The 21,130-nt window shown below is 40.4% G+C and carries 18 protein-coding genes; 8 read left to right on the top strand and 10 right to left on the bottom strand.

Going from position 1 to position 21,130, the window contains the following annotated elements; translation table 11 throughout:
• Window positions 1-9 precede the first annotated feature (9 nt).
• On the top strand, window positions 10-957 hold the full coding sequence (locus PDL71_RS17655; RefSeq protein WP_407523659.1) for a UDP-3-O-(3-hydroxymyristoyl)glucosamine N-acyltransferase: 948 nt from the start codon (window positions 10-12) through the stop codon (window positions 955-957).
• 23 nt (window positions 958-980) lie between these two features.
• Entirely contained in the window at window positions 981-1,844 is an 864-nt protein-coding gene (locus PDL71_RS17650; protein WP_407523657.1) for a DUF6671 family protein, read from the top strand.
• An 18-nt stretch (window positions 1,845-1,862) separates the two neighbouring features.
• Here the strand turns inward: PDL71_RS17650 and PDL71_RS17645 are convergent, their stop codons facing one another.
• The 4 genes from PDL71_RS17645 to pheS all read right to left on the bottom strand — a co-directional run bounded on the left by PDL71_RS17645 (window position 1,863) and on the right by pheS (window position 6,711).
• Window positions 1,863-2,957, bottom strand: coding sequence for a carboxypeptidase-like regulatory domain-containing protein (locus PDL71_RS17645; protein ID WP_407523655.1), 1,095 nt, complete (start codon window positions 2,955-2,957; stop codon window positions 1,863-1,865).
• A gap of 331 nt (window positions 2,958-3,288) precedes the next feature.
• Window positions 3,289-4,278, bottom strand: a complete 990-nt coding sequence (locus tag PDL71_RS17640) for an NAD-dependent epimerase/dehydratase family protein (RefSeq protein ID WP_407523653.1) — start codon at window positions 4,276-4,278, stop codon at window positions 3,289-3,291.
• Window positions 4,279-4,388: 110 nt separating this feature from the next.
• Window positions 4,389-5,285 (bottom strand): 3-hydroxyacyl-CoA dehydrogenase NAD-binding domain-containing protein, encoded by an 897-nt coding sequence (locus tag PDL71_RS17635; protein ID WP_407523651.1) that lies wholly within the window; start codon window positions 5,283-5,285, stop codon window positions 4,389-4,391.
• A 394-nt stretch (window positions 5,286-5,679) separates the two neighbouring features.
• Window positions 5,680-6,711 carry a phenylalanine--tRNA ligase subunit alpha gene (pheS, locus tag PDL71_RS17630; protein WP_407528428.1) on the bottom strand — a complete coding sequence of 344 codons (1,032 nt, stop codon included), beginning with the start codon at window positions 6,709-6,711 and terminating at the stop codon, window positions 5,680-5,682.
• A 104-nt stretch (window positions 6,712-6,815) separates the two neighbouring features.
• Here pheS and PDL71_RS17625 point away from each other — a divergent pair, with 104 nt between their 5' ends.
• The 3 genes from PDL71_RS17625 (at window position 6,816) to PDL71_RS17615 (ending at window position 10,145) form a co-directional block, all read left to right on the top strand.
• Window positions 6,816-7,973, top strand: a complete 1,158-nt coding sequence (locus PDL71_RS17625; RefSeq protein ID WP_407523649.1) for an arginase family protein — start codon at window positions 6,816-6,818, stop codon at window positions 7,971-7,973.
• Window positions 7,974-8,251: 278 nt separating this feature from the next.
• Window positions 8,252-9,544 (top strand): hypothetical protein, encoded by a 1,293-nt coding sequence (locus tag PDL71_RS17620; protein WP_407523647.1) that lies wholly within the window; start codon window positions 8,252-8,254, stop codon window positions 9,542-9,544.
• Complete coding sequence (locus PDL71_RS17615) at window positions 9,525-10,145, top strand: hypothetical protein (RefSeq protein ID WP_407523645.1); 621 nt, start codon at window positions 9,525-9,527, stop codon at window positions 10,143-10,145. The genes PDL71_RS17620 and PDL71_RS17615 overlap by 20 nt, the downstream gene beginning before the upstream one ends.
• 217 nt (window positions 10,146-10,362) lie before the next feature.
• Here the strand turns inward: PDL71_RS17615 and PDL71_RS17610 are convergent, their stop codons facing one another.
• Together PDL71_RS17610 and PDL71_RS17605 are read right to left on the bottom strand one after the other, a co-directional pair.
• Entirely contained in the window at window positions 10,363-11,103 is a 741-nt protein-coding gene (locus tag PDL71_RS17610; RefSeq protein WP_407523643.1) for an NDP-sugar synthase, read from the bottom strand.
• A complete protein-coding gene (locus tag PDL71_RS17605; RefSeq protein ID WP_407523641.1) occupies window positions 11,100-12,560 on the bottom strand; it encodes a phosphotransferase in 1,461 nt (486 codons plus the stop codon). Before PDL71_RS17605 ends, PDL71_RS17610 begins: the two co-directional genes overlap by 4 nt.
• Window positions 12,561-12,683: 123 nt before the next feature.
• Here PDL71_RS17605 and PDL71_RS17600 point away from each other — a divergent pair, with 123 nt between their 5' ends.
• Both PDL71_RS17600 and PDL71_RS17595 read left to right on the top strand, forming a co-directional pair.
• Window positions 12,684-15,464 (top strand): TonB-dependent receptor domain-containing protein, encoded by a 2,781-nt coding sequence (locus tag PDL71_RS17600; RefSeq protein WP_407523639.1) that lies wholly within the window; start codon window positions 12,684-12,686, stop codon window positions 15,462-15,464.
• Window positions 15,465-15,537: 73 nt separating this feature from the next.
• The gene (locus PDL71_RS17595; protein ID WP_407523637.1) at window positions 15,538-16,638 is read left to right on the top strand and encodes a metallophosphoesterase; all 1,101 of its coding nucleotides are present in this window, start codon (window positions 15,538-15,540) and stop codon (window positions 16,636-16,638) included.
• A gap of 21 nt (window positions 16,639-16,659) precedes the next feature.
• Here PDL71_RS17595 and PDL71_RS17590 read toward each other — a convergent pair whose 3' ends face one another.
• The 3 genes from PDL71_RS17590 to PDL71_RS17580 form a co-directional block, all read right to left on the bottom strand.
• Window positions 16,660-17,076 carry a hypothetical protein gene (locus PDL71_RS17590; protein WP_407523635.1) on the bottom strand — a complete coding sequence of 139 codons (417 nt, stop codon included), beginning with the start codon at window positions 17,074-17,076 and terminating at the stop codon, window positions 16,660-16,662.
• Window positions 17,077-17,134: 58 nt separating this feature from the next.
• On the bottom strand, window positions 17,135-19,075 hold the full coding sequence (locus PDL71_RS17585; protein WP_407523633.1) for a M1 family metallopeptidase: 1,941 nt from the start codon (window positions 19,073-19,075) through the stop codon (window positions 17,135-17,137).
• A gap of 100 nt (window positions 19,076-19,175) precedes the next feature.
• Entirely contained in the window at window positions 19,176-19,301 is a 126-nt protein-coding gene (locus tag PDL71_RS17580) for a hypothetical protein (protein ID WP_407523631.1), read from the bottom strand.
• 102 nt (window positions 19,302-19,403) lie between these two features.
• Between PDL71_RS17580 and PDL71_RS17575 the strand changes: the two genes are divergently transcribed.
• A complete protein-coding gene (locus tag PDL71_RS17575; RefSeq protein WP_407523629.1) occupies window positions 19,404-20,654 on the top strand; it encodes a GDSL-type esterase/lipase family protein in 1,251 nt (416 codons plus the stop codon).
• Between the two features lie 46 nt (window positions 20,655-20,700).
• Here the strand turns inward: PDL71_RS17575 and PDL71_RS17570 are convergent, their stop codons facing one another.
• Window positions 20,701-21,105, bottom strand: coding sequence for a Dabb family protein (locus PDL71_RS17570; RefSeq protein ID WP_407523627.1), 405 nt, complete (start codon window positions 21,103-21,105; stop codon window positions 20,701-20,703).
• Window positions 21,106-21,130 lie beyond the last annotated feature (25 nt).

Raw genomic sequence — 21,130 nt, 5'->3', positions numbered from 1 at the left:
TTTTAAAACATGAAGTTTCCTGCTCCTGTATCCATTCAATGGATTGCCGAATTAATTGATGCAACTGTTATCGGTACTAAAGATGCCTCCGCTACAGGTATTAATGAAATTCATAAAGTAGAACCCGGCGACCTGGTATTTGTTGACCATCCCAAGTACTACGATAAATGCATTCAATCAGCTGCCAGCTTTATCATCATCAATAAAGAAACAGATGTTCCTGCAGGTAAAGCATTACTGGTAGTTGCCGAACCTTTTGAAGCGTATCTCAAAATTGTAAATCATTTCCGGCCCTTTGTAGCAGCTACAAAAATGATCAGCGATACTGCTGCCATCGGCGTTGGTACGGTTGTTATGCCGGGTGCTTTCATCGGGCATGAAGTAGTGATTGGTGATAACTGCATCATTCATCCCAATGTAACCATCGGCGATTATACCGTCATCGGCAATAATGTAATTATACAGGCAGGAACGGTTATCGGCAGCGATGCGTTTTATTACAACACCAAAAAGAACCGTGAAGTCTGGTATAAAAAAATGCAGAGTTGCGGACGTGTAGTAATTGAAGATGATGTGGAAATAGGTGCCGGCTGTACTATTGACAGGGGAGTGAGCCATGATACAGTGATTGGCCGTGGTACTAAGTTTGACAACCAGGTACATATCGGGCATGATAGTGTGATTGGAAAAAATTGTTTGTTTGCAGCACAGGTGGGAGTGGCCGGTGCAGTTGATATTAAAGAGGGTGTTGTGTTATGGGGACAAGTAGGTGTAAGTAAAACATTAACCATTGGCGAAAATGCAGTGGTGCTGGCGCAAAGCGGTGTACCCTCGTCATTACAAGGTGGTAAAACCTATTTTGGTTACCCTGCAGAAGATGCTTCTTATAAAAGACGTGAGCTTGTTTGGATCAAACGCATTCCTGAAATGTGGGAAAAACTGATGAAAAACAAGTAACAATCATTGAAAGATGAATGATTGTGAACTTTCCTTTACATATAAAATCGTTGTTTGAAAACCGCAAGCTGGTGATTGCCACCATGCATGGTAAAGAACAGGTGCTGGCTCCATTGCTCATGGAAGCATTGGGTGTAGAGATTGTGCTGCCTTCTTCATTAAATACAGATTTACTCGGAACTTTTACCGGTGAAATAGAACGCACTTTATCACCTGTTGATGCGGCACGTGAAAAATGCCGGCAGGCAATGGTACAAACAGGTGGAGACCTTGCAATTGCCAATGAAGGAAGTTTTGGTCCGCATCCCTTCCTTGGTTTTGTAAGCAGTGATGAAGAACTGGTAGTGTTGATGGATGCCAAAAACGGTTTTGAAATTACAGCTAAGGAGCTGAGCACATCTACCAATTTTGACGGCCAAACTTGTCATTCGTACAATGAGTTAAAAGTATTTGCTGAAAAAGTGCAGTTCCCTTCGCATGGACTTATTCTCCGCAAAGACAAAAACAGTCTGTCACCTGTTATTAAAGGAATAACGGAGTGGGAAGTATTGGAAAAAGAAGCAGGACTGTTTTTGAACTCCTACTGGCATGTGTATGCAGAAACGGATATGCGGGCAATGTACAATCCCTCCCGTTTACTGGTAATAGAAGCTGCTGCCAAAAAACTGATCACAAAAATATTTTCAGCATGTCCGCAGTGCCATGCTCCCGGTTATGATGTAACTGATTTCATCAGCGGATTGCCCTGCAGCTTTTGTGGTACGCCCACCCGCAGCACATTGGCGCATTTGTATCAATGCAGTCATTGTCATTTTGAAGAACGAAAAGATTTTCCCTACGGTAAAACAACAGAAGATCCGATGTATTGTGATGTATGTAATCCTTGAACTATTGAACCTGTTAAACTATTCAACCTTTTCCTCCGGCCAGTAATCATAAGGCAATAAATCGCCTAAAATTTTCCAGGCCCAATAACCACTGTTGATCACTTCTGTTTGCTCATAGAAAAACCCGTTTTCAGAAATTACAAAGCCGTTAAGCAATTCCAGTGTAGAAACCTGGTATTTGGAGTTGAGTGAATATTTATTGGCAATGAGATATTCTTTTTCCATGGAACCTTGTTTGTACGTAAGGCGGTATTTACCAAACAGTGCCACCTCTCTGTCAACGCTGTCGACAATGGTGTAAATCGTACTGTCGTATGGTTTTTCAAGTGCAGCAAAACTGATTTTACCTGTGGTGCTGTCGGTAACAATCTGCTCCAGTACAAAACTGTTTTCTTCCAGTGTACTGTCAAAATAACAACGCATAAAATGCAAACGGGAGCCATAATACGCCTGTTGCCTGTTTTTATTCCAGATTTTTTTTTGCGTTTCAGTAGAATCTAATTCTGAATAAAAAGCTACGCCGGTGTACGTGCTGAACTTGGTAGTATAGTCATATACAAATGAATCCAGGAGGTATTGTATTTTATAGCCCAATGCATAATTCAAAATCACAAGCGGTTCATCTGCTTTTACTTTTAAGCGGTTCCTCTTTTTGGAAAAATAAAAGTGTAAGGAATCAGGGTTGGTAATGGTGCATTGTTTGGCATTGGGAGTGGTGCCGAGAAAATAATCACGGAATTGTTGACCGTATTTGTTCCATCCGTCTTTTACTTCGGTACTGGCCTGGATCACTACTTCTTCCAGTTTCTTTTCTTTCTTTTTGAGTTTTACGATGAGTTCGCCATTATCCTGCGAAGAGCTGATGCGGATGCTTTCTGTTTCAAAACCGGTATAGGTTACCACAAGGATATGACCTCCTGCAGGAAGTTCCATTCTGAACGAACCTTCTTTATCTGTAACCGTTCCTTTGGTGGTATTTTGACAAAGCACAGAAGCGCCATCCAGCGGCGTGCCCGTACTATCGTCCAGTACTTTTCCTTTGATATAAAAAGAAGATTGTGCAGATGTAAACACAGATGCCAGGCAAAGGATAATGGAGAGGATTGTTTTCATACGAATTGTTTGATGACGGATTAAAAATAACAATTTTGAGGCCGAAATAAAATAATAGCCCAATTAAGATCCTATCATAAATAAAAAGCAAAAAACATAATCGTTGCAATAATGACTAGAATCTCCACCATGATTTTATGTTTCAGTTTCGACCTTATAAACCTGTTAATTATAAAATGCAGTATTATGCCTATACCACCCACAATTAATGCCGGGATGCCTATTAATAGACCCCAGCTTTGAGGATTAAGAATTGTTTCAAATGTAAAATAAGTCCCCATTGCTATCAAACAGACAGAGCAAATAACCAGCGGCGATTGGTAAAACTTCATTACTTCAGATTATAGAATTCTTTCAGCCATGAGCAGGTACGTTCAATGGTTGCATCAATGGGTGTGAACTCGAAACCGGGCAATGCTTTTTTTATTTTTTCATTGGAAAAGAACGTAGCCGACTGTGCTGTTTTGGTTGTTTCTTTGGTAAGCAAGGGTTCTTTACCGGTAACAAGCGATTTCAAATGTTCCAGCCGCCACACCAATGCACCCATCCATGGTTTGGCTTCCCGTTTGGGTGGCTGTTTTCCAAATGCATTCGCAATTTTAGTGAGTAGTTCACGATAGGTAAAATGTTCATGACTAAGAATAAACCGTTCCCCCTTGATATTACTTTCCATAAGTCCAACCATCGCTTTGGCTACATCCTGTGCATCTACATAACCGGTACTTCCATTGGTGTACCAGGGAAATTCATTCCATGCATTTTTAAACAAAGCAGTGGAGCCTGCTTCCCAAGTGGATTCACCTAAGATGATTGAAGGATTCACCATTACTGCATTCAAACCTTCGCCAATGCCACGCCATACTTCCAGTTCAGATAAATATTTTGTTTTGCCGTAATGAGAGTTATTGGTTTCTTCTGTCCATTTGGTTTCCTCGTTCACCCATTCTCCTTTTCTTATTCTCCCTATAGCCGCTACTGAGCTTACCTGCAGAAATTTTTCAATACCATTTTCCAAAGAAGCATTTACCATATTGGCGGTACCATCAATATTAATACGGTACATCTGCTCTCTTCTTTTTTGATGATAGGAAACAACTGCTGCACAATGATAAACCTGTTTACATCCTTTCAGCTCTTCATACAATACAGATGTGTCCAGTACATCCCCTTTCACCCATTGAATTTTTTCAAGTTCCTCTTTAGAAAGCAGAACCGGCAGTTGATTTCTGTACAATGCCTTAATCGGGCCTTTGTTGTGCCGCAATAATTGTTTCAATAGTGCAGCACCTACCAGACCTGCACCGCCGGTGACAAAAATCATTTTTATTGAATTGATAATTTATTAATTGATAAATGATAATTTAAAACTGCTGCATTAATAAGTAAAAGGGGAAGATTCACAGCCTAAATTATCAATTAAACAATTATCCATTAATATTTATAGTATCCTTCACCGGTTTTTCTTCCCAATTTTCCGCTTTCCACTTTTTCTTTTTGCAGAAAGGAAGGTTTTAAACGTTCCGGTTGACCCAATTGGTCGTACACACTGCAACTTACGGCATAGTTTATATCATTACCAATCAGGTCCATCAGTTTAAAAGGTCCCATTTTAAAACCGCTTGCCTCCATCAATACATCAATGGTGGCATAGTCTGCCACACCTTCTTCCACCAAACGAAGCGCCTCAGTGTAATACGGTCTTGCCACACGGTTTACAATAAAGCCCGGCGCATCCTTACACACCACAGGTACTTTATTCATTTGTTGTACCAACGAAACCAATTGTTGAATAACTCTTTCATGGGTTTGCCGGCCTTTCACAACTTCTACCAGTTTCATAATAGTAGCCGGGTTAAAGAAATGCAGTCCTGCTACCCGTTGCGGTTGCACAATTTGTTGCTGCAGTTGAGAAACAGATAAGGAAGATGTATTGCTGGCAAAAATCACTTCGCTGTGATTGATTTCGGCCAGTTGATTAAAGAGGGCAATCTTGGCTTCGGGTTTTTCAATGATGGCTTCAATAATCACATCGGCTAAGCACTGATGCAGGTCGGTGGTAAAAAGCAGGTTGCCCAGCACCTGTTGCTTTTGCTCTGCCGTCATTTTTTGTTTTTCAACCAGTGATGCCAGGTTTTTTTCAATAGCGCTTTGGGCTTTTTGGATGACTGCTTCATTTAAATCAAACAGAATGGTGTAGATGCCGCTTTGAGCAGCAGCCTGTGCAATACCACTGCCCATGGTGCCGGCTCCGCAAACACAAATCGTTTGAATTTTCATTAAAGGATGGAGTTGTTTATTCTGAATTACCAACAAAAGTAACGAGTTCATACATAGCATGGGTACTCTCTTTTATTGAGTACTTAAATAATGAGAAAGAGTTTTTATAAATAGCATAAGTACAGGCAGCAATTGATAAGCGTATAACAAACCTGTATCGTTTTAAAAAGAATTGATGAATTTAAATATAGAACAGGTGAAGTGGACGGACTATGGGTGTTTTAGTTGCTCACTGATGGCGCAGATGAACACAGACATATAAAAAAAGATGCGGGGGCGAAGCCCCCGCATCTTCTCTAAAATTATTTTATTGATTTTGTTTTGTGAACCCGGTTGAATACTTGCTCAATAGAATTACCAAACGTTGCAGTGAGTGACACAACCGAAGCTGCATAGTAAGACAAACCTCTGTAACAAAAAACAATGAACTACAAACAATAAACTGCTACACGGCTCCCGTAAATTGTTTTAAAAACCGCACATCGTTTTCACTAAAGAGGCGAATATCTTTAATACCATATTTCAACATAGCAGGGCGTTCAATACCCATACCAAATGCAAAGCCGGTGTATTTGTTACTGTCAATACCACAATTATCCAAAACTTTGGGATGCACCATACCACAACCAAGAATTTCCAGCCAGCCGGTTTTTTTACACACGCTGCAACCTTCGCCTTTGCACAGTAAACAACTGATGTCCATTTCAGCACTCGGCTCTGTAAATGGAAAATAAGAAGGACGGAAACGAACCTTCACCTCCTTGCCAAACATCTCCTGCACAAAAAAGTAAAGAGTTTGTTTGAGATCTGCAAAGCTTACATTTTCATCTACATACAAACCTTCAATCTGGTGAAAGAAGCAATGACTGCGTGCACTGATGGTTTCATTACGGTACACACGTCCCGGTGTTACAATACGAATGGGTGGTTTGCTGTGCTCCATAGCACGTATCTGTAAATTGCTGGTATGTGTACGTAAGAGCCAGGCAGGATTCGTACTGATGTAAAAAGTATCCTGCATATCACGTGCCGGGTGATTCTCCGGTAAATTGAGTGCGGTAAAGTTGTGCCAGTCGTCATCAATCTCCGGTCCGTCAGCCACAGCAAAGCCCAGGCGCTGAAAAATCTGTACCATGCGGTTGCGCATGAGTGAAATGGGATGACGGCTGCCCACAGCAATTGCATCGCCGGGTAAGGTTACATCCGGAATATCACCTGCTGTACCGTTACTTTCGCCCACACCGTTTTTCCATTCTTCATACTTCGCTTCTGCAAACTGCTTAAACTCATTGAGTGATTGACCAAATGCTTTTTTCTGTTCATTGGCCACATTTTTCATTTCGCCCATGAGTGCTTTTACCAATCCTTTGGTACCGAGAAATTTAATACGGTATTCTTCCAAAGCTTTGGCATTGGAAATCTGTAAACTTTCAATTTCCTTACGCAGATCTGCAAGTTGCTGTAACACCTGTTCCATGCGGCAAAGATAAGGCATAGGAAGAAGTTGAGAGTGGTTAGTTGACGGAAGACATAAGGCTAATGGCTGCCCTTTGTCTTCCATCAACTGTCATCTTTTTTCCTATGTTTGCGCAAATCAAACCCATGAGTGATTCTTTGCTGATAGCTGATTTTTTAGAACCTGTTTCCATAGCTGCTGTGTTGGGTGATGAAGAGCTGAACGACATGCAGATGGGAACAAAGATTGATACCTATTTTCATCATTTCCCGGACCTTACAGAAGCTGAACTGGTAATAGTGGGCATCACCGAAGAACGTGGTACCGGCAACGGAGTAAGTACCGGCGATGCACCCAACCTCATCCGTAAAAATTTTTACCGGCTGTTTAACTGGCATCCGCAGTTAAAAATTGCAGACATTGGTAATATAAAACCCGGCGCTTCTTTAAACGATACGTATGCAGCGGCTAAGGCCGTGATTGCTGAATTGATAGCCGGTAATAAAACCGTCATCATATTGGGCGGCAGTCATGATCTTACACTGGCACAATACGGTGCTTATGCACAGAACAACCGGATCATTGAAGCCTGTTGCGTAGATGCGTTTATCAACCTGGGTACCGGCAGCAACATCCGCAGCGAAAACTTTTTAATGGAGATGCTCACCGGCGAGCCCAACTTCATTCGTCATTACAATCACCTGGCGTTTCAAAGTTATTTTGTGCACCCCAGCATGTTGCAGACCTTAGACAAACTGCGGTTTGATTGTTACCGTGTAGGTGTGGTGCGGGAGCGTTTGGAAGAAATGGAACCTGTGATCCGCAACTCACAGATGATGAGTGTTGATATAGCAGCCATGAGCCATGCAGCGGCGCCAGCTAACCGTACTAGTCCTAACGGATTAACGGGTGAAGATATGTGCACACTCACCCGCTTTGCAGGAATGAGTGATCAGCTCAACAGCATCGGTGTGTATGGTTATAATGCTAAAAATGATGTGGATGAATTAACCGCCATACAAATTGCACATATGCTCTGGTATTTTGTAGATGGAAGAAACAAAGCAAAGAGTGAAGCCAGCTTAACAGAGCGTCATAATTTTAATGAATACCACACACAACTGGCAGATGTAGATACTGTTTTTTTGCAGAGCCACCGTACCGGCCGCTGGTGGATGCAGTTACCCAACCAAAAGTTTGTAGCCTGCAGCGAAAGCGATTATCGCCTGGCAGCACACAGTGAAATACCTGAACGTTGGTTGCGGGCGCAGGAGCGGGATTAACATTCGTCAGACGCCCCCGTCGGACGGAATAAAACGCTTTGCTTGTTTTTAATGATGATGTTACAGAGTGGAGTACTGCTATTGGGTTGTAGCGGCGTCGAACACTTTTCTTTTACTGTTCTCATATTTAGATATGAGTTTTAAATATGAGCTCGGTTAATTTAACTAATACTCTAACTTTTTATGATTATCATATTGTTACTACTCGCTTTGTAGTATTGCTAATACACAATATATTAATTACTTTTCAAAAATCTTTCATTTTAAATTTCGAGTTTATGAATCGTCTATTATTTGCTGTCCTTTTAGGACTAACTCAGTTATTTTATAGTTGCAAAAAATTTGATAATCATTTAATTAAGGATGAAAAAAAGCCAGATAAAAAGAATGTTGTATCAATTTTGAAAAATCATTTAACAACCAGTTCATTATTTACAAAAACTAAAGGCAGATTCACTCCTGATGTTTTACTCGAAAAACTTGACTTTGAGAATATTAAAATAACTGATAAGGGAAACAACAAAATTGTAATCGCAAATTTTAAAAAAACATTAATTTCTGAATATCAAACAAATTCTAATGAAAACCTCGATTCAGTAGTTCTTTTTGGATTTAATGCTGATACAGTAATCAACTATTATATAGTCAACTATACTGGAGATAGTATAACTGAAAATAATGCTTTCAATTTTTACACTTTAAATATTATTGATGAAAATGGAAGTTATCGGTATTATAACAGTGATTCAAAATTCATGTCTACATTGGATTTTGAGAATGGCAATTTGAAAAGTATAGGTGTATTTAGAAAAAAAATAAATAGATCATTTGACTTAAAAAATGAATCCTGTATAGATTGGTACATAGTTACTACTTTCTATGATTCAGGTGGTAATATTACAGCCCAATATGAAACTTATATCGGAACGACTTGTGATGGGAACTGTACTCCATCAGACCCTTATTTAGAATCTTTAGAGTGCGCATCAGGAGGTAGTGGCGGCGGCAGTGGGGAAAACCCGCCTTCAGACCCAAACGCACCGGGGGACAAACTCTGTAACACTTCATTTCAATTCAAAGCTGGGACTCAAGACTCCTTTTGGGAGACAAACATGAGGGGGCTTAGGTTTGAAAATGGTCAAACAACAAATGATTTTGACGCTTATTTCTTTTTGGCTAATGGAATTTTAGATGCTAATTTTCGAACGACTTCTCCTAACTCAGCACTTGGAATATCAGCCTATCAAGCATTGCAAGAAATACCTATGTTAAGTGGATTGCTCGGCACTCATATTCACTCTCAGGTTTCTCCATCAGACGGAAAAATTTATTGGTATTTTGATCATTATGCCGTTCAAACTATTTCATCTTGGGCTTCAAACTTTGCGTCTGCCACGGTTATTTTAGAAGTTCCTGGGGCAGCAAATCCTGCAAATATGATCGCAAGAACAGAATGGCGAAATAGAACTGAGGCATTGCTTAAAGCTGTTGTACCTGGATCAAGAGTAAGTTTTAATACTAATTCAACAACACAAAATTCAATTGCTTGGTATGGCACAAATTGTAATTGATAGCCTTTATAAGTACATTATTTATAGTTTTGGTTCTCCTAATACGACTATAGAATATTCGCCTGTTTTTAAGGGGTTGATATTAAAAAACAACCTTGAATCCTTAAAAATAAGACCTCATTTGAATCATGCTCATACAAAGTGGAGTAGTTTAATAAATCAAATAAGTAAAAAATTACCTGTTTCTGTAAAACTTAGAGATTCAGGTCATAGGAGATCAGTTAATTATAGCTTTGAATTATCCATTTCAGTAAACGAGCAATCTGATGGTTTGTTTTTTCATTTAAATCCGTTTTCAAACTTATATGGCTATATTTTTTGTTCCTATTCAGTTGAAGCAAGTATCCCCTTAGTTACTGATAATAATTTTGAGCGAGTTGATCTTTCTTATTTTCCTTTTTGCAAAAGTCATCTACAATATGTAATTGAAATAGAACTATTAATTAAGGAGACGTTTTTGAATTATAAACGTCTTGATCCTTTTTTAGCTATCACTCCAATACGAAGAGTTGAGTTTATTGGAGAAAATTTTGTTGAAACCTATGATAATATTGATTTGTATCAATCATTGTTATGTCAAAGTCCAGAAAACATTTTTTGATTTCATAAAATTTATACTTTGAAGCCACACTCCTTCGTACATACTATATTAACCTGGTGATTGAGCCAATTTGCGAAAACATATTTAACTAAGTTTACAGATTTGTTTTAAAAACATGTTTAAGAAGCCTTGCTTTTATTAGCTCTCGGGCTTATTCTTTTTTTCAAATTTGAATCTTGTTTGAATACAAAGTATTTGTTATTTCTTATTAAAAGCTCTATTTAAACATCTTCTCCGCCACTTGCACACTCTCCGGTCTGCCCACATCCACCCATTGATCACCGCTGTGGTCATAACCGAGGATGAGATGGTCTTTACATAAATCAAGGTAGGGTTCGGTTAATGAAAATTTCCCCTGCTGGCGCATGAGTGAAAAAATAGTTGGCTCAAATACCACTACACAACTATACGCTTTTTCTACAAGATGCTTTTCTGTTCCTTCCCCTTGGGGGAAGGTTAGGAAGGGGCCCTTTGTTTCACCTGTGGTATTGTTTCTCCATCCGCACAAACGGTTCTGTTCATCAAACAAAAAATTACGGGAAGTTTTTCGGTTGGTTACTCCAAATGAAATAAGTGGTTTGTGCTGTGCATGATACGCCAGCAGTTTGTTCAGATCCAGGTTGGTAAGAATGTCAACATTGATCGTTACAAACGGTTCATCACTTTCCAGCAGGTGACGTGCTTTGAGCAAACCGCCGCCTGTTTCCAATACTGCATCACGTTCATCACTGATCTTCACCTTGCTGCCCCAGCCCTTATTTTTTTCAACTGCTTCAATAATCTGATCCGCAAAATGATGCACATTTACCACCACATCTTTAATGCCGTATTGCTGCAGGTATTCAATATTGCGTTGCAGTAAACTTTTGCCGTTTACTAATGCCAGTGCTTTCGGATGTTTATCCGTCCATGGTTTAAAGCGTGTACCGAGACCTGCAGAGAAAATCATAGCTTTCATTTCACCTCCGGTTTATTATTCCAGTTCTTGGCATCCTGTACCAAATGCCTGAGTTCAATCTTAACACCATACTTGTTACGAAGATGCCTCGCAAGTGCATCTGCTGCATACACACTTCGGTGCTGGCCGCCCGTGCATCCGAAACTGATTTGCAGGCTTTCAAAACCACGCTTCATATAATCTTCCACGCTAATGTCAACAATATTATAAATGTTGTTGAGGAAGGCCGGCATCCTGGTGTTTTGCTCTAAGAAATCTTTTACTTCTTTATCTCTGCCCGTTAACTGTTTGTATGCTTCAAACCGGCCCGGGTTTAAGATGCCACGACAATCAAATACAAAACCACCACCATTGTCACTCTCATCTTTAGGAATGCCGGTTGTTTTATAAGAAAAACTATTGATCTGCACCAGCAGTTTGGTTTCGTCCGTTGCTTTGGGTGGTTCAAAGCGGTGAATGACCTCATCTTCCACTACCAATGCCAGTAACCGTTCAAACTCAGGTACACTCAAACCAATATGTTTATTATTTAAAAACCAACGCAGGTTTCTTAATGCCAGCGGTATACTTGTTAAGAAATGGGCTTTTCGTTCAAAGAGTCCACGGAATCCATAAGCACCAAGCACCTGCAGCAAACGTATCAATACATAACCGTTGTACTGACTGGTAAACCTGGTTCTGTCAACTTTTGATTGTAACACTGCTTCTACCTGGTCCATATAAAATTCAAGCAGCGAATTTTTCCATTCTTCCGGCAGTTCTGCTTTGGCCTGCCATAATAAAGAAGCCACGTCATATTGCACAGCGCCTTTCATGCCGCCCTGGTAATCGATGAAGTGTACTCTTCCATCTCTTACCATCACGTTGCGGCTTTGGAAATCACGAAACATAAAATATTTGTAATCCACCCGTGCTAAGTAAATACTCAATACTTCAAAATCATCTACCAGCTTTTCTTTATCATATGGAATCTTTAATGCATCTAAGAAATAGTATTTGAAGTACAACAAATCTGCAAGGATGGCCTGTTTACCAAACTCCTGCGACGTGATGCACCATTCATAGTTAAAATTCTCATGTCCTTTTATCTGCAGATGTGCCAACTGCTGCAGGCTTTGCTGAAATAAACCGTACACATGGTCATTATGTCCATGTTTTTCCAGTTCATTGAGCAGTGACACATCACCAAAATCTTCCTGCAGGTAGATGCTTTCATCCGCACTCACCGCAAAAATTTCAGGAACGGGGCAATTGCTTTTTTTAAAATGCGTACTGAACCGGAGAAAGGTTTGATTTTCTTTGATGTTTTTATTGGAAGTAGCAATACAGGTTTGCACGCCTTCCACACGATAATAAATGCGGTCGCTGCCGCTTTGCGGAATTTTAGAAATAGAAACAGGCTCGCTGCCGAATTTGGTTTGGTATAGTTGAGAAATCTGTTCGTTTACGGGTTGCATAACTTCAAAGGAACGAAAAAATATGATTGTATTCGGGTTGTTATGGCTGCCGGAGTTTGAGGTAATCAGTATTAAAAGTGTAAGGAAAAGAATTTCTGATTAAATTAGTACAAACAATCACTCATGAACCCGATAAAACAACTGCTTACAACAGCATTGCTGTTGTTCTTTCTTCCTGTATTTGCACAAAAACAGACCATTACCGGAAAGGTGACCGATAAAAACGGCAATCCGCTCCCGGACGTATCTGTTGTAGTGAAATCTTCTTCAACCGGAACCTCTACTGATAAGGATGGGAACTTTTCAATTGCTGCCACATCAACTGATGTATTGGTGTTCAGCATTGTTGGTTATACTACCATTGAACAAAGAGTTGGCTCCCGCACTTCCTTCACCATTGCTATGGAAAGCACAAGTGCCAATCTTGGTGAAGTGGTACTGGTAGGCACCCGTAGGTTAGGACGTGTAAAAACAGAAACAACCGCTCCGGTGGATGTGGTGAATGTTGGCCAGGCTTCTTTACCAACAGCAAGAATGGATGTTACTTCCATTCTTAATTATGCAGCGCCATCGTTCAACTATAACAAACAAAGTGGCAGTGATGGAGCAGATCATATTGACCTGGCCACACTCCGTGGTTTAGGGCCTGATCAAACCTTAGTACTCATTAACGGAAAGCGCCGTCATCAAACAGCCTTTGTTGCTGTATTTGGTACGAGAGGTCGTGGTAATTCAGGAACTGATCTGAGTGCGATTCCCGTAGGAGCCATTGATCGTATTGAAGTATTGCGTGATGGCGCCAGCGCTCAATATGGTTCTGATGCCATAGCAGGTGTGATCAATATCATCTTAAAAGAAAATACCGGAAAGTTTAGCGGTAATATTGGATACAGCGGTTATTATGATCCTGAATTCAATCCGCATTTCAAGAAAGGCTATAACCTGTATGTGCATGATGGTGCGGTAGATGGTAGTGCGTTTACCTTCAACGGCAACTATGGATTCAAACTGGGTAAAAGCGGTTTTCTTAATGTAACGGGTAATTTTCTGTCGCAGGGTAAAACCTACCGCCAGGCATTGGATACAAACAGCAACAGCGAAGATTTTATGTATACCAATATTTACCGCCGTGCACATGGTGATGGTTCACTTACTGCAGGTGGTGTTTTTTTCAATGCTGAAGTACCAATGAAAGGACAAACAAAGTTTTATGCCTTTGGCGGTTATAATGGAAAAAAATCAGATGCCTTTGCCTTTACCCGCAACTGGAGTGCAAGACCTGAGCGTTTCCCTACTGATAATAACTGGAATCTCATCTATGTTCCTTCCATTATGAACGTAACGGCTGATGATACCAGTTATAATCCGCACATTCAAACAGAAGTAGGCGATCTTTCTTTTGCTGCCGGTTTAAAGGGTGTATTTAAAAACGGCATGAGTTGGGATCTCAGCAATACATTGGGCCGTAATAATTTTCACTTCTTTGGCGATAAAACGTTCAATGCGTCTTTAGGCGCCAATAAAACAAACTTTGATGATGGTGGTTTCAACTTCTTACAAAACACCATTAATGCCAATTTCAGTAAAGAGCTGAGCAGCAAAACAAATCTTGCTTTTGGTGCAGAGTACAGGTATGAACGTTATAAACTGTATGCGGGTGAAGAAGCATCTTACAGAAATTTCAATCCCAATAAATACAGTGCGTTTTATGATAAATATGTTGCAGGTGGCGCCCAGGGCTTTCCCGGTTATCAGCCTGCAGATGCAGTAACAGCCAATCGTTCAGTACTGGGTGCTTATGGTGATATGGAGTTTGATATTTCAAAAATATTTTTATTAAACATTGCAGCCCGCTTTGAAAACTACAGTAATTTTGGTTTTACACATAACTATAAAGTGGCAGCACGTTTAAAAGCAACTTCCAACTTTAATATCCGTGGATCTTTCAGTACCGGCTTCCGTGCACCTTCCCTGCAGCAAATGAATTTCAGCTCTACCTTCACTACGGTACAGGGTGGCAATATTGCTGAAGTAAAGATTGCGCCTAACTACAGTGACCTGGCTAAGCTGGCCGGCATCCCTGATCTTACGCAGGAAAAAAGCATCAACGGAAGTTTAGGCTTTACGTGGCGACCTATTCCTGAATTAAATGTTACCGTTGATGGTTACATTGTTAAAGTTAAAGACCGTGTGGTTCTATCCGGTCAGTTTGATGCAACAGATCCCAATCTTGATGCGGCACTTGCAGCCCGTTTACAGGCATTAAATGTAAGTTATGCCCAGTTCTTTGCCAATGCAGTAAACACCACCAATCAGGGAATTGATGTGGTGATTGATTATAATAAACGCTGGGGCAAAAACAATTTCCGTGCTTTATTCACCGGTAACTTCCAGGATATGACCATTGACAAAATCAATGTGCCTTCCAAACTCAGTGGTTCTGCATTTTTACGTTCTACCTTCCTGAGTGAGCGGGAACAGAAATTCATCCTCGCTTCTGCTCCCCCCACCAAATTTGCATTCAACTTTGAATACGGTTGCAATAATCTTACCATCGGTACACGCTTTACTTACTTTGGTAAAATTGTATTGCTGGGTTATGGCGAAGATGGTTTAGGCATCAATCCGCAGGTACCTACTGATGCTGATCCAAATAATTATGTGCCGGATCAATACAACTACAACGGCAAGCTTGTAACTGATCTCTATCTTGGATATAAGTTTAATTCCAAACTGAGTTTGTTTACAGGTGTTGATAATTTGCTGAATGTGCATCCTGATCTGGGTGTTGCACCCGGTGCCAAAGGATGGGCCTTTAATAATGAAACAGGTGGTCCCTGGGATGCCGTGCAGATGGGTGGTAATGGCATGAGATTCTTTGTACGTCTTGGCTTTAATTTCTGATTGGTTTATAAATTGTCTGAAGGCGGTGTAACGACACCGCCTTTTTTTATTGCACAAGACAGTATCTTTAAGTATGCGTCGCTTTCTTCAACAACTGTTAACCAAACCAACACTGTGGCTGGCTAAAAAAATTTCGAGCAATCCTGATATCGATCGTGTTCACCAGGCGCTTTCTAAATTGTTTGAAGCTATTATGAATGGTGATACCAAAAAAGGACCTGTTTTGCCGCTGGATATGCAGGCAAGCCGTTATATCATTTTCAGCGATCAGCATAAAGGAGCAAAAGATGGCAGCGATGATTTCAGAAATGCAGAAACCAATTACATCAGTGCATTACAGCATTATCATAAAAAAGGCTTTCATTTAATTGCTTTGGGAGATTGTGAAGAACTCTGGGAGAATTTAATCTGGAGTGTGATGAGTAAGAATAAACCAAGTGAAGAAGCAGAACGTCTCTTTGTAAAAGAGCAACGCTTTACCAAGGTCTATGGCAATCATGATCTGTTCTGGAACAATGATCCTTTCGCCTCTCTCTATTTAAAGAGTATGTACGGCGAAAGTATTCCTGTGTATGAGGGCGTTGTACTGCAAACAAAGCTGGAAGGAAAAAATACCAATCTCTTTCTTACGCACGGGCACCAGGGAGACGGGCAAAGTGATGGCAATCCGCTGAGTGCCTGGTTTGTGAGCCGTGTGTGGGCGCCTTTTCAAAGTTTTCTCAACATCAATCCCAATACACCGGCATATCAAAAAGAAATGAAAAGCACCCATAACCGTTTTATGTATGAATGGAGCAGGCTTGAAAATAATCCCGTGTTGATAACGGGTCATACGCATCAACCTGTATTTGCTTCCCTTACACACCTGGAACGTTTGTACAAGCAATTGATCTCGGCTGAAAAAGAAAATAATGTTGCCACCATTCAACAACTCAAACAGGCCATACAATTCAGGAAACAGGAATATGATTATGTAGCGGCCAATTATATGCAGATGAAACCTTTTTATTTTAATACCGGCTGTTGTTGTTTCAGTGATGGAGATATAACGGGTATTGAAATTGCTGATGGAATGATCCGCTTAATTAAATGGAAGCAGCAGCAAGCTACTTCTCAGTGGGAAGTACTGGAAGAAATGAGTTTAGAAAATTTATTGCTGTTTAACGGAGATTGATTGTTGAGAATTATTGAAATATTATTTATAGCCTTTGTAATTACATTTAAAAACGATTACAGCAAAATAGGCCGTAAGCATATACAGGAAACTAAAGGGTGATAACAACATAGCTTTGGCAGGCCAACCTATTCCGGAGATGCTGGCTTCAAGCTCTTTAACTCTTTTTAAATCTTTTACAGACACGTTTCCGTAAAACTCTTTTTCATTAATACCATCAAAATTGTAGCCGTAGTAGTTTAGCAAAAATGTATCCGAGTAATTTACCCACCACGCAAGAAGAGTAGTCATAAGAACACTTGCAAAAATGCTCGTGACTAAGTAAATCAAAAATTTATTTTTTGTTTGTAGCTTTTCAATTCTGTTCTTTAGAAAAAAGGGACATACAATCAGTCCAATAAAAACAAGATATGTAATAGCTGAAACAGTAATCTCCATATTAAATAATTTGATCAAAAGAAAAATTGCCCCAACTTTTCAGTCAGGGCAATTTTAATTATTTCTTCCACTCATTATTTTTAGGATTCATATCCGGTAAGCGACGGTCAGGATCTACCACCACTTCTTTTACTTCAGCATTTGTTTTTACAGGGAATGTCCATGTATCACCCCGCTGCCAGATTTCTACAGGTAGTTTCATGGTTATTGATTCACCATCTGTGGTTTTAATCTTTACCGTTACAGGCATCGGCATTTGCTCCAGCAACTGTAAGGTGATATTGGTTCCGTTTTTAAAGTTATTACGAATGGGTGCTACGTCTTTCACTGTTACATCAAACTTCCAGGTATTCAACACCCAACTTCTCCAGTACCAGCTCAAATCTTCACCTGCTACATTTTCAATGGTATGAAAAAAGTCCCACGGCGTTGGATGTTTAAATGCCCATCTTCTTACATATTCTTTCAATGCAGCATCAAATCGTTCCGGGCCCAGCACTTCATTACGCAAAACATACAACATCATGCCGGGTTTAAAATAAGCAGCTGCACCCAGGTTACTTTGTTGTATTACTTCGGGCGTGTTGAGTAAACCATCCATGCGTTCGTTAAAGAGATAGGGAGCAATACCGCTTACATCGGGCCGGTCGTTGTATTCACCATTATTAAATGCTTCGCCTGACTGAATATTGATGAATGTATTAAACCCTTCATCCATCCATGCATATTTACGTTCATTGCTACCCACAATCATCGGAAACCATGTATGACCAAATTCATGATCGGTTACACCCCACAAACCGGCACCTGTTGCTTCTGCACTGCAAAACACAATACCGGGGTACTCCATACCACCCACAATACCTGCTACGTTTGTGGCTACCGGGTAAGGAAACTCAAACAAATAGTTGCTGTAAAATTCAATGCTTGCTTTGGTATATTCAGTTGAGCGGCGCCAGTCGTTGCCGTCTTTTTCATTGGCACTTTCTTTTGGATATACACTTACCGCCATTGATTTTTTGCCGCTTGGCAAATTAATACGTGCTGCATCCATGATGAAAGAAGTACTGGCTGCCCAGGCTACATCACGTGTGTTTTCACATTTGAATTTCCAGGTAGTGGTAAGAGTAGACGGGCGTGAAGATGCTTTGTTAACTTCCTCTGCGCTGCGGATCATTACTGTTTTATCGCTGCTCATGGCCTGGCTCCATCTTTTGATTTGCTCAGCAGTAAAACAATCCTGTGCATTCTGCAAACCACCACTTCCCACAACAATCATATTAGAGGGAGCAGTAATACTGTATTCAATATCTCCATACTCCAGGTAAAACTCACCGGCACCCAGGTAAGGATTGGTATTCCATCCAAGAATATCATCATACACACAAATGCGGGGAAACCATTGTGCTACTTCATACACCCAGCCATCTTTACGTTTTAAACGACCCATACGGTCTGTACCATATTCAGGAACTGTAAACTTATAATCAATAGAAAGCTTTATGGTAGCGCCGCTGTTTTTTAAAACTTCCGGCAACCATACCTGCATACGTGTATCGGTTATGGAGTTTTTGGGAGAAATGGTTTTTCCGTTCATCTCCAGTTTTACCGATTGGATGTTATAACCATCAGTATACTCTGCATTGGCCCAACGTCCGCCCTGTGTGGTGGTGGTAGCACTGCCTCTTGAATCCTGTTTGTAAATATTCTGATCCAGCTGCAGCCACAGAAAACGTAAATCATCGGGACTGTTATTGGTATAATGCAGCGTAACAGTTCCTGTTACCGTATGATCATCAGGATTCAACGTAGCACTGATCTGGTAATTGGCTTTGTTTTGCCAATACTTAGGACCCGGTTCACCGGCGGCACTTCTGAAAACAGTGCCGGGATACGGATAAAAGAAAGGATGAAATGCTTCACGATGGTTGTACTTGCTTTGTGCAAATGTGTTGATGACAGCAGAAACTGCCAGCAACAGGATAAAAAATTTCTTCATTACAGTTGATCAATTAATGGTTTAAAGAAACGAAGATTGTTTGAGACCCGAAGGAGGATTTTGAAAAAGACAGGTTAAAGTTGGGATGAATGGTGAAGGGCTATTTCCCTGGCTTTGAAAGTATATAAACAGGAATACCAACAGCAGCAATCAACAACCCGAATAAAGAATTGATGATAGGTGTGGTGCCGGATTCCAATACATAATTAAAAAATAAAGGATTCATTATATGAAATTTCAACAAATTATCTATTTTGGTGTTCTCAAACACTGTCCTTCACCCTTCAAAAACTGTTTTCAGATTTTATCAACAGTTAAATGATGGGTTATGCAACCGAAACTACGTTTCTGCTTTTTTCTTCTATTCCTGTTTGCTGCTTTTTTATGTGAAGCCCAAAAAGTAATTGTAGTTATGGGCTCCTCTACAGCCGCAGGCTCTAATGCCAGCACTTACAACACTGCCTGGGCCGGGAGACTTCAAAATCATTTCCGGAAAAACACAACCGATGGGGTGGACACAATTGTACAAAACATTGCCTATTGGGGTCATACCACTTACCAAGCAATGGCCACAGGATATGTACCTCCTTTGGGCAGACCGGCTCCTGATCCCAACTACAATGTTACACGTGCACTTAGTTTTAACCCTGATGTTGTTATTATCAATTATCCCAGTAACGATGTGGTGTTTGGCTATGGTAAAAAGGAAATGATGGACAATCTGCGTACCATCAGGGGATTAATAACAGCCACAGGCGCCAAGTGTTACATCACAACATCACAACCAAGAAATGATCAGCCTTTTGCCATGCGGCAGGCTTTGAGAGAAATTGTGGATTCAGTAAATAATAATTTTGGTTATTATGCTATTGACTTCTGGACTGATCTTGTTACCAATGATGGGCAGTTCCGGTTACGCAATGAAGTGGTGTATGGTGATCCGTTGGTTGATTATCATATCAATGATTTGGGTCATCAGTTGGTTTTTCAGCGTGTTGCCAATAAGGCATTGTTTGCAGGACAGGCACCAATCCCTGTGCCGTTACGTCTCATAAGTTTTACAGCAAGTATGAAGGATAATACTGTAGTTGTAAAGTGGAATGTTGAAGAACAGGAGCCTGATACACAATTTGAGTTGCAACGCAGCAGCGATAGTCGTGGTTTTGAAACAATCAATGTAATGAATCACAGAGATCCTGTTTCAAAAGCAGAATACAGTAAAACTGATTTTTATCCGTTGGCAGGCCGCAGTTTTTACCGGCTTAAAATTACCGAACCCGGTAAAACATTTTATTCGCCCATTGCAGCCGTAGAGGCAAAGCTGAAGCCACTGCACATACAGCGTCTTTACACAGATGCAGGGGAGCGTTTAGTAGCTGATATTTATGCAGCATCAGGAAAAACAGTCCAGCTCACAATTGTAAATGCTGCCGGTGCCGTGCTGTTGCAACGTAAGGAAACATTAACCCTTCCTTATTCCAAAATCCTGGTTTCTTTAAGCGGACTTTCAAAAGGACAGTACTTCGTACGCATTCAAACAGATGAAGGACAAACTGCTGTAAAGGGATTTGTTTGGTAAAAAATCAGTAAGCATAAAAAAATCCTGCCTTTTAAGCAGGATTTTTTTATGCATCTATGGAGTCATACACTACCACTTTACTCCACAAGTGCGAACACTCTTCAATAAATTTTAAATGAATCGGATCCGTTTGATAACGTTCCTCATCTGCTGCATTGGCAAATTGTGTGAACCAGGAAACGGCGTAGCTACTTTCAATTACATCACGGCGGGTAGCCGCCGGTTTACCGATGTGAAACTGCTGAATGGTTTTCACATTTGACAGTTTCTTTAACCCGGCAACGAGTTGCTCCAGATCAGCTTTGCTATCCGGATTCTTGAGCCAGAAATAGACATGATGAATGAAACAGTTTTTCAGTTCCTTCTTTGATACAGGCTGTTGAAACGAAGAAAAGCCAATAATTGCAGCAGAAGCAGCAGAGAGTTTGGTGAGGAATGATTTGCGTTGCATGGTATGTAATTGAATATTCAATTTA

The organism is Lacibacter sp. MH-610, from assembly GCF_045780045.1.
In the GTDB taxonomy this organism is placed as follows: Bacteria; Bacteroidota; Bacteroidia; order Chitinophagales; family Chitinophagaceae; genus Lacibacter.
Note: the sequence above shows the minus strand (reverse complement) of the source record. Positions and strands in the feature narration are given on the sequence as shown.